Source organism: Rhizobium sp. CB3171, assembly GCF_029714265.1.
Lineage (GTDB): Bacteria > Pseudomonadota > Alphaproteobacteria > Rhizobiales > Rhizobiaceae > Rhizobium.
In genome coordinates this window covers 3,060,569-3,073,448 of the sequence record NZ_CP121652.1, presented here as the reverse complement: position 1 = coordinate 3,073,448, position 12,880 = coordinate 3,060,569, and the positions used below count along the sequence as shown (strand labels likewise).

Below are 12,880 nucleotides of genomic sequence, written 5' to 3'. Positions count from 1 at the left end.
CACTTCTAGGACGGATACCGGATGCCTTCACTTAAGGATCTGAAAAACCGGATCGCCTCCGTCAAGGCGACGCAGAAGATCACCAAGGCGATGAAAATGGTCGCCGCGGCGAAGCTTCGGCGCGCCCAGGAGGCGGCCGAGGCCGCACGGCCCTATTCGGAACGCATGAGCGCCGTTCTTGCCAATATCACGGCTGCCGTCAGCGACGCGGACGGTGCGCCGCCGCTGATGACCGGCACCGGCAAGAGCGATGTGCATTTGCTCATCGTCTGCACGGCTGAGCGTGGCCTTTGCGGCGGTTTCAACTCGCAGATCGCACGTTTTGCCCGCGATCACGTCCGCAAGCTGCTGGCCGACGGCAAGACCGTGAAGATCTTCACGGTCGGCAAGAAGGGCTACGACATCCTGCGCCGTGAATATGCTTCGCTGATCGTCGAGCGCAAGGAACTGCGCGACGTCAAGCGTATCGGTTTCGACAATGCCGATGCCATCGGCAAGCGTGTCATCGAAATGTTCGAAGGCGGCGAGTTCGACGTCTGCACGCTGTTCTATTCCGAGTTCAAGTCGGTGATCAGCCAGGTGCCGACCGCGTTTCAGCTCGTCCCGGCTTCGGCTCCGACCGTTGTCGAAGAGGATGCTGAGCATAAGGGTGCCGTTTACGAATACGAGCCGGATGCGGCTTCGATCCTCGCGGACCTGATCCCGCGCAACATCTCCGTCCAGATCTTCCGCGCGCTCCTCGAGAACGTCGCCGGCGAGATGGGCGCCAAGATGAGCGCGATGGACAATGCGACGCGCAACGCTGGTGAGATGATCAACAAGCTGACGCTCAATTACAACCGTCAGCGCCAGGCACAGATCACCAAGGAATTGATTGAAATCATTTCGGGCGCGGAAGCGCTCTGAGGTTAGGAAAAGAGGGTAAGAATATGGCTGACGCAGCTACCCCCGCAGGTTCTGTCGGTAAGGTTACGCAGGTTATCGGCGCCGTTGTGGACGTTGCTTTCGAAGGCGAACTCCCGGCGATCCTGAACGCGCTTGAAACCGACAACAATGGCAATCGTCTGGTTCTCGAAGTCGCACAGCACCTCGGCGAAAATTCCGTCCGCACCATCGCCATGGACTCGACCGAAGGTCTGGTTCGCGGCCAGTCCGTCAAGGACACGGGCGCGCCGATCTCGGTTCCGGTCGGACATGAAACGCTTGGCCGTATCATGAACGTTATCGGCGAGCCGGTCGACGAAGCAGGTCCGCTGAATACCCAGAAGAAGCGCGCCATCCACCAGGATGCTCCGTCCTACGTCGAGCAGTCCACGGAAGCGCAGATTCTCGTCACCGGCATCAAGGTCGTCGACCTGCTCGCTCCCTACGCTAAGGGCGGCAAGATCGGCCTCTTCGGCGGCGCAGGCGTCGGCAAGACCGTTCTCATCATGGAACTGATCAACAACGTCGCCAAGGCGCACGGTGGTTACTCGGTGTTCGCAGGCGTGGGTGAACGTACCCGCGAAGGCAACGACCTCTACCACGAAATGATCGAATCTGGCGTCAACAAGCATGGCGGCGGCGAAGGCTCCAAGGCTGCGCTCGTTTACGGCCAGATGAACGAACCGCCGGGCGCTCGTGCTCGCGTCGCTCTGACCGGTCTGACCGTTGCTGAAAACTTCCGCGATGAAGGCCAGGACGTTCTGTTCTTCGTCGACAACATCTTCCGCTTCACCCAGGCTGGTTCGGAAGTGTCGGCTCTGCTCGGCCGTATTCCTTCGGCCGTGGGCTATCAGCCGACGCTCGCCACCGACATGGGCCAGATGCAGGAACGCATCACCACGACGACGACGGGCTCGATCACCTCGGTTCAGGCCATTTACGTTCCGGCCGACGACTTGACCGACCCGGCACCGGCAACCTCGTTCGCCCACTTGGACGCAACGACGGTTCTGTCGCGCTCGATCGCTGAAAAGGGTATCTACCCGGCCGTCGACCCGCTCGACTCCACCTCGCGCATGCTCGACCCGATGGTCGTCGGCGAAGAGCACTATGAAGTCGCTCGTAAGGTTCAGTCGACCCTGCAGCGCTACAAGGCTCTCCAGGACATCATCGCCATCCTCGGCATGGACGAACTGTCGGAAGAAGACAAGCTGGCCGTTGCCCGCGCCCGCAAGATCGAGCGCTTCCTGTCGCAGCCGTTCTTCGTCGCAGAAGTCTTCACCGGTTCGCCGGGTAAGCTCGTCGCTCTCGAAGACACGATCAAGGGCTTCAAGGGCCTAGTCAACGGCGAATACGATCACCTGCCGGAAGCCGCTTTCTACATGGTCGGCTCGATCGAAGAGGCGATGGAAAAAGCCAAGAAGCTGGCTGCCTGATAAGACCAATCGAACGGCGCGCGAGGTTTCGTGCGCCGTTGCCTTGAAATAAAGACAATCGAGAAGAGACCGGTCATGCCTGACAATTTCAATTTCGAACTGGTATCTCCGGAGCGTCTGCTTCTGTCGGAGCAGGTTATCGATGTCGTCATTCCCGCCAGCGAAGGCGAGATGACCGTCATGGCCCATCATGCGCCGACGATGACCATGATCAAGCCGGGCGTCGTCAAGGTGCATGCCGCATCGGGCAAGAAGCAGGATTACGTCGTGTTCGGCGGCTTCGCCGACATCCTGCCGACCGGCTGCACGCTGCTGGCCGAATCCGCAATTCCGGTAGAAGATCTCAACCAGGATGAGCTGACGCGTCGTATCGATATCGCCAGGGCAGAACTCGAAGATGCCGAGCATCACGAGCACAAGTCGCGCCTTGAGCACTACATCATGGAAATGACGCGGCTGCGCGGCGCAATCGGCCAAGATTGATCCGGTACCTAGTCTCAGGTTTTGAATGAGAGCGGCCTTTGGGGGCCGCTTTTTTGTTGGGTGGTTCGGTTTGCGTCAGCCCTGATAGCCGCCGAGCAAATGCCGATGCAACTGGCTTGCTTCCGGCGAGAGCGCACGGAAGCGGGGGGCGCCCAGATAATAACCGAAGCCGCTTTCGACCCGGTCGTTGCCGATGGTAATCAGTGCGCCCGAGCGCAGATGTTCCTCGATAAGTCCGAGGCTGCCGAGCGCGATACCCTCGCCGCGCAATGCCGCCTCGACCGCCATGATGTAGGTGGAGAAGGATAGCCGCGGTCGGGGCAGTTTGCTCCTCAATGGGTTGCCGATGCGGCCGAACCATTGGCGGAAGCTGATCCAGTGGGCGTTGAAGCGCTCGTAATCGATGAGATCCAGCCCGGCTATGTCAGCCGATGTCAAAGCCTGCGGCTCCAGGCCGCGGCTGGCGAGATAATCGGGCGAGGCGATCGGAACCAGCACTTCCTTCATCAATAGCGTCAGGTTCCAGCGCGGATGTTCGCCGGTGGAATAGAGAATGACGAGGTCGTTGGTTTCCGATGCAAGTTCCGAAGGCGAGTCCGTCGTCAGCAGGCGGACGGAGATGCCGGGGCTCTCCTTGCCGAAATCCTTGAGCCGCTGCCCGAGCCAGAGATGCGAGACCGAGCCGCTGGCAGCGATCGAAATGATCTCGCCTGTGCCGGCGCGGAAAGGCTCCAGGCTCTCCTCGAGATATTCCAGCGTGGCGCGGACGCGCTGAAACAGCCGTTCGCCTTCCGGCGTCAGCGCCAAGTTCCGGCCGCGCCGGGTAAAGAGCGCGGCGCCCAGATGATCCTCCAGCCCCTTGATACGTCGGCTGACGGCCGCTTGCGTGATGTTCAATTCGCGGCCGGCGCCGGAAAAGTTCATCGCGCGCGCCGCGGCATCGAACACGCGAAAGGCTTCCAGCGGTATCTTCTCCAGCATTGTCTCTCCATAACTTCAAGTCATCAATATTCCCGATAAATGGCCAGATTTGAAGAGCTGAAATTGTGATGCAGGATTGCGGCATCGAATCTGCTGCGCTTTTCCTGGTGATCCTCGTGTCCTTTTCCATTTCCGCCATTCCAGACATCCACTTTGGCAGCGGCGCGCTGTCCGGCCTTGCCGGTGCCGCCAAATCCTTCGATGGTGTTTCCGCCGCTTTCTTGGTGATCGATGCCTTTCTGGCTCAGTCGGGTCTTGCGAATAAAATCAGAAGCGATCTGACGGAAGCGGGCATCGCCACGCAGGTCTTCTCGGATTTCTCCGGCGAGCCGAAACTCGCGCATATCCGCTCGGCGATAGAAGCGGCGAAGGGCGCGGATCTGGTAATCGGCGTCGGCGGCGGTTCGGCGCTGGATATCGCCAAGATCGTCGCCTGTTGCGCAGCATCGGGCGAAGACCCGATGTTTTATGCACTGGCCGCCAATCCCCTACCGAAGAGCCCGCTGAAGAAGATCATGGTGCCGACGACGGCCGGTACTGGCTCGGAGACCTCGGCCACCAATATTTTTGCAGGCCCCGAGGGCAAGAAGCTCTGGATCTGGGGGCCGGAAACCAAGGCAGATCTCGTCATCCTCGATCCGGCTCTGACGACCACGCTGCCGGCGGGTCTCACCGCCTGGTGCGGCCTCGATGCCTTCATCCATGCTTTCGAGGCGGCGACGAACCGCAACACGCATCGCGGTGCGCAGCTCTACGCCTATCAGGCACTGCGGCTGATCACCGGCGCGCTGGAAACGGCGGTGAAGGAGCCCGGCAATATCGAGGCGCGGGGTGACGTGCTGCTCGGCTCCTGCTTCGCCGGCATCGCCATCGACAATTGCGGCACGGCGATTGCCCACAATATCAGCCACGCGCTGGCCGGCCTTGCGCCGGTCCACCATGGGCTTGCAACCGCCCTCGGCTTTGAAGCGACGCTGCCCTGGCTGGTCGAGGCGGATACGGTTGATCTCAACGCTGCCGCAAGGGCTTGCGGCCTCGAAGGTGCGGCGGCGCTGCCCGCCTTCCTCTCCGATTGGATGGACCGTTGCGGTATTGTCCACGCTTTGCCGGCAGCGTTCATACCTTTCGATACGACCGATCTCGCGCGCGAAATGCGCGCTCCGGAAAACCAGCCGATGCGGCGTTCGACCGTACGCGATGTCACGGATGCCGACATCGACCGCTTCGCCGCCACCGTCATGGCGCTGCCGAAAGGAATTTGAGATGACCAAGAATTATACGCGCGACTATTGGGAAGGCGTTCTATCCGGCCTCAAGCTCGAAGGGCGGCATTTCATCGATGGCGCCTATCGCGCCTCTTCCTCCGGCGCGACCTTCACCCGCGTCCGGCCGATGGATGGCAGACCAGGTGCGGAACTGGCCCGTGGCAACGCGGCCGATATTGACGCTGCCGTGGCTGCCGCGCGTGCCGCCTTCGAAAGCGGCATTTGGCGCAGGAAGGAGCCGCTGGAAAAGAAGCGGATCATGCTGAAATGGGCCGAACTCATCCGCGCCCATGGCGAAGAACTCGCCATGCTGGAAACACTTGATGTCGGCAAGCCGGTCATGGCCTCGCTCACCGTCGATGTGCGCCTCTGCGCCGACGGCATCCAGTTTTACGGTGAGATGATCGACAAGATGTATGACGAGATCGCGCCGACCGGGCAGAATGCCCGCGCTTTGGTGCGCAAGGTACCGCTCGGTGTCATCGGGGCGATTACGCCTTGGAACTATCCGATGATCATCGATGCCTGGAAACTCGGCCCGGCCATCGCGGCCGGCAATTCCGTGGTGCTGAAGCCGGCGGAGCAGTCCTCGCTATCCGCCATCCGCCTGGCCGAACTTGCGTTCGAAGCAGGGCTGCCCGCCGGTGTCTTCAACGTCGTCACCGGCTATGGCGAAGAGACCGGCAAGCCGCTGGCGCTGCATATGGATGTCGACATGATCGCCTTCACCGGCTCGACCGAGGTCGGCAAGCTGATCATGGGCTATGCGGCGCAGTCGAACGTCAAGCGCGTGGCGCTGGAACTCGGCGGCAAGTCGCCGTTGGTCGTCTTCGAAGACGCCAATCTCGATGCGGCGGCGAGTGCGGCCGCCTGGGGCTGCTTCTACAATTCCGGCGAAACCTGCCATGCCTCGACGCGGCTGATCGTGCAGCGCTCGGTGCAGGAGAAGCTGATTGCGAAGATCGAGGCAGTGACCCGCTCCGATATCGCGCTCAAGCATCCGCTGGACCCCACGGCGCAGATCGGCGCGCTGATCGAGGAGGAGCATATGAACAAGGTGCTGTCGATGATTGCCGCCGGCGAGAAGGAAGGCGCGCGCCGCGCCTTCGGCGCCGAGCGTGTCTTGAGCGAGACTGGTGGCTATTATGTTTCGCCCGGCGTCTTCGTCGACATGAGCAACGACATGAGCCTGGCGCGGCAGGAGATTTTCGGGCCCGTGCTCGCCGCTATTCCCTTCGATACCGAGGAGCAGGCCCTAAAGATCGCAAATGACACCATCTACGGCCTCGCCGGCGCCGTCTTCACCAAGGACATGGATCGTGCTCACCGCTTTGCCGAGGCGATCCATGCGGGCACCGTATGGATCAACACCTATGATATGTCGAATTTTGCCACGCCCTTCGGCGGCTTCAAGCAGTCTGGCTTCGGCCGCGACCGCTCGGTGCATGCGATCGACAAATATTGCGACTACAAGACCATCTGGCAGCAGTTCGGCTAAGGTTTGGGGGGGCATGACCATGAGCAAGATTGTTTCCATCGAAATCACCCATCACCGGCTGCCGCTCGATCCGCCGTTCAAGGCGAGCTGGGATGGGCGGCCGCGCTGGCATTTCGATGCGACGATCGTCCGCGTTCGGGATGACGAGGGCCGCGAGGGCATCGGCTCCGGTGACCTAATGAAAGGGTTCGAGGGGCACGAGGATCTGTTCATCGGTCAGGACCCGCGGCATCTGGAGCGCCATTACGAGGTCCTGTCGCATATTAATTTTCACTACGGCCGCTGCTGGCCGATGGATCTGGCGCTCTGGGATCTCTCCGGCAAGATCACTGGCGAGCCGGTTTGGCGGATGCTTGGCGGCCGGGCCAGCCGTGTGCGCCTCTACGCTTCCTCCGGCGTGTTGCGAGAGCCGGCTGCAATGGCGGAGCAGGCGGAACGTTATCTCGAAGAAGGCTTTCCGGCGATGAAGGTGCGTTTCTCTTCGTCTGCGGGCGGGCGCGGCAGTTGGCGGGACGATGTGAAGGCCCTGGAGGCGATCCGTGCGCGTGTGGGCACCAGGCTGGAACTGATGGTCGACTGCAACCAGGGTTGGCGCATGCCGTGGGATACGACATTACCATGGACTTTCAAGGATGCGCTGGCGGTTGCAAAAGAGCTGGAGCGGCTCGGCATCTATTGGATGGAGGAGCCGTTGCATCGTTCTGACCGCAAGGGCATGCAGGAGCTGAAGCAGGCGACCTCCGTGCGCATTGCCGGCGGCGAGATGACGCGGGAGCTGTATGAGTTCCGTGACATCATCGAGGAACGCGCCTTCGATGTCATTCAGCCGGATGTGGCGCTGGTCGGCGGCATCACCGGCTGCCGGCGGCTGGTCTACCAGGCGCGTGAGGCGGGTGTCCAATTTACGCCGCACTCATGGACGAATGGTATCGGTGTGCTGGCGAACGCGCATTTGACCGCGGGTGTCGGGGATGCGCCTTGGCTCGAATATCCGTATGACAATCCGGAATGGAGCGAGGCCCGTCGTGACTATCCGATGGCGATGCCGCTCAAGCACGATGAGGGCTGGCTGGATTTGGGGCTATCTCCCGGCCTCGGTGTTGTTCTCGATGAGGAGCGACTGAAAGCCACTCGCATCTGACATGATGCTCGGCCTTCCCGGTCGAGTTTCGTTTCCCACCTTATCTGCCGCCCAATGGTTTCCCTTGGGCGGCTTTTTTGTCGGATGTGGGCATCGTCCGTGTCGCCTGCTCGCGGGTGCGCGCCCAGCGAATGATTGGGCGTTCCAGGCAGAAATAGCTGAAGGTGCCGATCGCGAAAATGATGAGGATTGCGACGAGGCTCGATGTGATCCATCCGCCAAGCACATCGTCGGAGCCGGTGCCGAAGGTCCAGGGGAAGAGCGTCTTCATCAGCGTCAGCACGATATCCTGCCAGATATAGACGCCGAAGGAGACGGTGGCGACATAGCGGATGAGACTGAAGTCGACAACTCTTCCCAGAAAGACCGACTGCGGCAGAACGCAGAGCGCGACAGCGGCCGCCAGGGGAAGCAGCGGGAATTGATAGGGAATGCCAAGCCAGGCATAGCCTTCCGCTGGGCCGCCGATGGATTGCGGCAACTGCCATGCGCCCATGACGATCATAAGCGCTCCGATGACATCGTAGATTGCCGAGCGGCGGGCAGGAAGGATGGTCTGGATTCCGGCAGCCAGCGCGCCGATCGCGAATATCGCGAAGAAACCGATGGGATTGTAGCGCGGCATCCATTCCTTGGCGCCGCCCTCGAAGCCATATTGCCATCCCTTCCCGATGTTGTCTGTCGGGAGATAGCTCACCACCAGCCAATGGCCTACCAGCGCCGCCGCGATGATGCCGATCCAGAGCAACCGGCTGACGAGAACGGAGCGTGATCTCGGCGTTGCATGGAACAGCAGCAGGAAGCCGATCGGCAAAAGGACATAGCAGGTTGTCTCGAAGGGGATCGACCATAGGGGGCCGTCACCCTGCACCGGAAAAAAGGTGCGCCAATGCCATTGGCTCATCAGGAAGAAGCCGGCGACGTAGCGGCCGATCAGCTCTCCATCGAGCGGAAATTCATAGATGGTGAAACTCAGCACGAAGCCGACCGTCAGGGCGACCCAGAAGCCCGGCAGGATGCGTGCAGCGCGGCGCATGGTGTAAATCTTCAAAGACGGTAACGGCTGGGCTCTATCCAGCGCCAGCCAGAAGGGACGGGAGAGAAGAAAGCCGCTGAGAACGAAGAAGACCGAGACGCCGTGATTGCCGAAGCGCGCCAACATGAAGGTCAAGTCCAAGGTCGGGGGGATCTTGTTGAAATCCATCCGGAGCGCGAGATGGTGGGCGAGCACCATCAGACATGCGACGGCGCGCATGAAATCCGCTCCCCCAAGACGTTTCTCGTTCTCCATCGCAATACCGCCGAAACTGTCTTCCTATTGGGTTAGGTCATCGAGGCGACTTCGGCAAGCGCAGCTTTGCGGCAAGGTAAACTTCTGGGTGTATAACAGACGTCCGGACCTGGGGTACCAGGTCCGGACGTCAAACCGGTCTTTCGCACCTGCCAGAAACGAAAGACCGTGTTCGGATATTGCAGAAGGCGCTCAGGCGGCGACGGAGCGATAGGGGCGCGTTGCGTGAGCCGGTTTCAAGGCCGCGCTCCACCAATGCAGCTTCGCCATCATCCGCACCAGCGATTGACGTGCCTCGATCGGGTTTTCAAGGGAGCCATCTTCGGCGAACCGGCCCCAGGGATTGGCGAAGCTGACGGTGTCGCGCACGGTTACGGCATGCAGCTCGGCAAAGACCAGCCGCAATTGTTCGACGGCACGAAGCCCGCCGGAAATGCCGCCATAGGAAACGAAGGCGACCGGCTTGCCCTGCCATGGCTCATAAACGAGATCGAGCACGAATTTCAGCGAGGCGGTGAAGCTGTGATTGTATTCCGGCGTGACGACGATGAAGGCATCGGCCTTGGAGAGCCGCTCGGCGAGGGCCGCGACGGCCGGATGCTCGCGGTCGTGCTGCGCCGGCAGGTCGAATTCAAGGGGATCGATAATGTCGATGTCGATCAGCGGATAGTTTTCCAGCTCACGGACGACCCAATTGACCACGCGGTCACATAGTCGGCCCTTGCGGGTGCTGCCGTAGAGAATTGCCAGCTTGGTAGGTCCAGTCATGCGTTGCTCCTGCTTTACGCGCTTCGGAGCAGGAGCTATAGAACCTCAAGTAAAGTTGAGGTCAAGGACGTATGATGGAAAAAATCGAATCCGATCAATTTTCCAAATTGCTGACGGTCGGCGAGGTGGCGGCGCGCAGCGGCGTCGCGGTCTCGACGCTGCATTTCTACGAGGCAAAAGGGCTGATCGAGAGCCATCGCAGCCGCGGCAATCAGCGGCGTTACGCCCGCGAGGTCCTGCGCCGGGTGGCGGTCATCAAGGTGGCGCAGCGTGTCGGCATTCCGCTTGCTGAGATTCAAGCGGCACTCGACACGCTGCCGCAAAGCCGGACGCCGACAGGCGCCGATTGGCGGGCGCTCTCGGCACACTGGAAGGATGATCTCGACAAAAGGATCAAGCGGCTGCAGGGCCTGCGTGATCAACTCGACGGCTGCATCGGCTGCGGCTGTCTCTCGATGCAGACCTGCCCCTTACGCAATCCCTGGGATGTGCTGTCAGAAGAGGGGCCTGGGCCGCGTCTGCTGGATCCCTAGAGTATCCGTGTTTCTTCGAACCACGGAAGTACTCTATCTCTTTGTTTTCAAGCAGGATGCAACACCGTTTCGCACTTTTGCTGGAATTGCTCTGGAGCGCCGTGCCTGCCTAAGCATGAACGCGCGTGCCGGCCATATAATCATCCAGCGCGGCGGCTTCATCCTTCGAGAGATAGAGGCCTTTCTTCGAACGACGCCAAAGGACGTCGGCGGCGGTGTAGGCCCATTCATGCGCCATGAGATAGCGGACTTCCGCTTCATAGAGATCGCTGCCGAAGCTGCGGCCGAGATCGGCCACGGCCTTCGCCTCTCCAAGGAGCATGGCGGCGCGGGTGCCATATCGGCGCACCAGCCGGCGGGCATGCGGGTCGGCGAGGAAGGGATAACGTGCCTTCAACTTAGCGACCTCGGCCTCATAGCCGCGAACCGGAAAATCGCCGCCCGGAAGGGAGCTCTTGGCCGTCCATGGTGTGCCCTTGAGGCCGATGACCTCTCCGATCTTTTCCAGCGCATGTTCGCTAAGGCGGCGATAGGTGGTGAGCTTGCCCCCGAAAACGTTGAGCAACGGCGCCTGTCCCTCGGCGCCTTCGACCTTCAGCACATAATCGCGCGTCGCTTCCTGCGCCTTGGAAGCGCCGTCGTCATAGAGCGGACGTACGGCGGAATAGGACCAGACGATGTCCTCGCGCCGGACCGGCTCCTTGAAATATTCGCTGGCGGCGTTGCAGAGATAGGTGGTTTCCTCGTCGGAAATCTTCACATCCTTCGGATCATCCTTGTAGTCGCGATCCGTCGTGCCGATCAGGGTGAAATCCTGTTCATAGGGGATGGCGAAGATGATACGGTTATCCGGATTCTGGAAGAAATAGGCGCGGGGATCGTCGAACTTCTTGCGGACGATGATATGGCTGCCCTGCACCAGGCGGACATTGTGCACCTGGTTCTTGCCGAAGGCGTCGGACAGGACATGGTCGACCCAAGGACCGGCGGCATTGATGAGCATGCGCGACTGGAACGTGCGCTTCTCGCCGGTGACGGTGTTCTGTGTTTCAATCGTCCAGGTGACCCCTTCGCGACGAGCGGAAATTACCTTGGTCCGCGGCATGATCGTGGCGCCGCGATCGGCCGCGTCGCGGGCGTTGAGCACGACCATGCGCGCATCGTCCACCCAGCCGTCGGAATATTCGAAAGCCTTGGTAAACAACGCCTTCAGCGGTTTTCCCGCCGGGTCCCTCTTCATGTCCAGCGTCGCGGTCGGCGGCAGCAGCTTGCGGCCACCGAGATGATCATAGAGGAAGAGGCCGAGGCGGATCAACCAGGCCGGGCGGATGCCGCCCTTGTGGTAAGGCAGGACGAAACGCATCGGCCAGATGATGTGCGGCGCCATCGCCCAGAGCACTTCACGCTCCATCAGCGACTCGCGCACCAGGCGGAATTCATAATGTTCGAGGTAGCGCAGGCCGCCGTGGATGAGCTTGGTCGCCCCGGACGATGTGCCGGAGGCGAAATCATTCATTTCCGCAAGCGCTACCTTGTAGCCGCGTCCGGCAGCGTCACGAGCTATGCCGCAGCCGTTGATGCCGCCGCCGATAACGAAAATGTCGTAAATCTGCTCGCTCACCCGCCCCTCCGAAAAGGTCTGCCATTTTGGGAAATGGAAAATTCGAAAATTGATTCATCTAAAACGAAATCAATCCGAATGTCAAACGAACGTTTCGTGACGAAAGCGATGTGAGGATCAATTCTGGCGGCGCGAGGTTTCCAACAGGCGAACGCCGTGTTCCGCCGCGGCGGCGCGGACGGATTCGACGCGACATTCGTCGGTAACGAAAGTATGGACTTGCGAGAGATGGCCGATGCGCACCGGAGCGGTGCGTTCGAACTTGGTGCTGTCGGCCACCAGTATGACATGGCGGGCATTGGCAATGATTGCCTGCGCCACTTTCACTTCGCGGAAATCGAAATCCAAAAGCGCGCCGTCGGCGTCGACGGCCGAAGTCCCGATGATGGCGTAGTCCACCTTGAATTGCCTGATGAAATCGACCGCGGCTTCGCCGACGATGCCGCCATCCGAGCCGCGCACGACGCCGCCGGCTATAACCACTTCGATCGATGGGAAAATACGTAACTTATTGGCAACGTTGATGTTATTGGTGATTACCATCAGTTCGTGATGGCCGAGGAGCGCCTCGCCGACCGCTTCCGTGGTGGTGCCGATATTGATGAAAAGAGAGGTGTTGTTGGGGATCAAGCCGGCGGCGGCGCGGCCGATCGCCTGCTTTTCAGGGGCGGCAATGGAGCGGCGCGCCTCGTATTTGACGTTTTCCGTCCCGCCGGGAAAGATCGCGCCACCGTGGACGCGCGATAGAACGCGGCCGTCACAGAGATCGTTCAAATCCTTGCGGATGGTTTGTGGCGTTACCGAAAAACGCAGCGCCAGTTCCTCCACCAGCACGCGCCCCTCAGCCTTGGCGATTTCCAGAATCTCCGTCTGGCGTCCGGATAGGAACATTGTCGACGCTCCCTTTCTTTCGTTTTTTCGTCATCATATGATAAAGTG

At 60.7% G+C, this 12,880-nt stretch carries 12 protein-coding genes; 7 read left to right on the top strand and 5 right to left on the bottom strand.

Features of this window, described 5'->3' with window-relative positions:
* Nucleotides 1-21 precede the first annotated feature (21 nt).
* The 3 genes from QA648_RS14930 to QA648_RS14920 all read left to right on the top strand — a co-directional run bounded on the left by QA648_RS14930 (nucleotide 22) and on the right by QA648_RS14920 (nucleotide 2,843).
* Entirely contained in the window at nucleotides 22-906 is an 885-nt protein-coding gene (locus tag QA648_RS14930; RefSeq protein WP_104824586.1) for a F0F1 ATP synthase subunit gamma, read from the top strand.
* A gap of 23 nt (nucleotides 907-929) precedes the next feature.
* Nucleotides 930-2,360 (top strand): F0F1 ATP synthase subunit beta, encoded by a 1,431-nt coding sequence (gene atpD / locus QA648_RS14925; protein WP_283047771.1) that lies wholly within the window; start codon nucleotides 930-932, stop codon nucleotides 2,358-2,360.
* A 75-nt stretch (nucleotides 2,361-2,435) separates the two neighbouring features.
* The gene (locus tag QA648_RS14920; protein WP_104824584.1) at nucleotides 2,436-2,843 is read left to right on the top strand and encodes a F0F1 ATP synthase subunit epsilon; all 408 of its coding nucleotides are present in this window, start codon (nucleotides 2,436-2,438) and stop codon (nucleotides 2,841-2,843) included.
* A gap of 75 nt (nucleotides 2,844-2,918) precedes the next feature.
* Here the strand turns inward: QA648_RS14920 and QA648_RS14915 are convergent, their stop codons facing one another.
* A complete protein-coding gene (locus QA648_RS14915; RefSeq protein ID WP_283047770.1) occupies nucleotides 2,919-3,824 on the bottom strand; it encodes a LysR substrate-binding domain-containing protein in 906 nt (301 codons plus the stop codon).
* A 68-nt stretch (nucleotides 3,825-3,892) separates the two neighbouring features.
* On the opposite strand from QA648_RS14915, the gene QA648_RS14910 reads away from it, so the two are divergent.
* From QA648_RS14910 to QA648_RS14900, 3 genes are read left to right on the top strand one after another with little or no spacing between them, the layout of a single operon-like run.
* Nucleotides 3,893-5,086 (top strand): iron-containing alcohol dehydrogenase, encoded by a 1,194-nt coding sequence (locus QA648_RS14910; protein ID WP_245463996.1) that lies wholly within the window; start codon nucleotides 3,893-3,895, stop codon nucleotides 5,084-5,086.
* Nucleotide 5,087: 1 nt separating this feature from the next.
* Entirely contained in the window at nucleotides 5,088-6,587 is a 1,500-nt protein-coding gene (locus QA648_RS14905; protein WP_283047768.1) for an aldehyde dehydrogenase, read from the top strand.
* Between the two features lie 19 nt (nucleotides 6,588-6,606).
* On the top strand, nucleotides 6,607-7,728 hold the full coding sequence (locus tag QA648_RS14900; protein WP_283047766.1) for a mandelate racemase/muconate lactonizing enzyme family protein: 1,122 nt from the start codon (nucleotides 6,607-6,609) through the stop codon (nucleotides 7,726-7,728).
* Nucleotides 7,729-7,768: 40 nt separating this feature from the next.
* On the opposite strand, the gene QA648_RS14895 is transcribed toward QA648_RS14900, so the two are convergent.
* Nucleotides 7,769-9,019 carry an acyltransferase gene (locus QA648_RS14895; RefSeq protein ID WP_283047764.1) on the bottom strand — a complete coding sequence of 417 codons (1,251 nt, stop codon included), beginning with the start codon at nucleotides 9,017-9,019 and terminating at the stop codon, nucleotides 7,769-7,771.
* Between the two features lie 192 nt (nucleotides 9,020-9,211).
* Nucleotides 9,212-9,787, bottom strand: coding sequence for an NAD(P)H-dependent oxidoreductase (locus QA648_RS14890; protein ID WP_104824580.1), 576 nt, complete (start codon nucleotides 9,785-9,787; stop codon nucleotides 9,212-9,214).
* Nucleotides 9,788-9,861: 74 nt separating this feature from the next.
* Here QA648_RS14890 and soxR point away from each other — a divergent pair, with 74 nt between their 5' ends.
* On the top strand, nucleotides 9,862-10,320 hold the full coding sequence (gene soxR, locus QA648_RS14885; RefSeq protein WP_104825240.1) for a redox-sensitive transcriptional activator SoxR: 459 nt from the start codon (nucleotides 9,862-9,864) through the stop codon (nucleotides 10,318-10,320).
* Nucleotides 10,321-10,429: 109 nt separating this feature from the next.
* On the opposite strand, the gene glpD is transcribed toward soxR, so the two are convergent.
* Together glpD and QA648_RS14875 are read right to left on the bottom strand one after the other, a co-directional pair.
* The gene (gene glpD / locus QA648_RS14880) at nucleotides 10,430-11,941 is read right to left on the bottom strand and encodes a glycerol-3-phosphate dehydrogenase (protein WP_283047762.1); all 1,512 of its coding nucleotides are present in this window, start codon (nucleotides 11,939-11,941) and stop codon (nucleotides 10,430-10,432) included.
* Between the two features lie 117 nt (nucleotides 11,942-12,058).
* Nucleotides 12,059-12,832, bottom strand: a complete 774-nt coding sequence (locus QA648_RS14875; protein ID WP_104824578.1) for a DeoR/GlpR family DNA-binding transcription regulator — start codon at nucleotides 12,830-12,832, stop codon at nucleotides 12,059-12,061.
* Nucleotides 12,833-12,880: the final 48 nt, after the last annotated feature.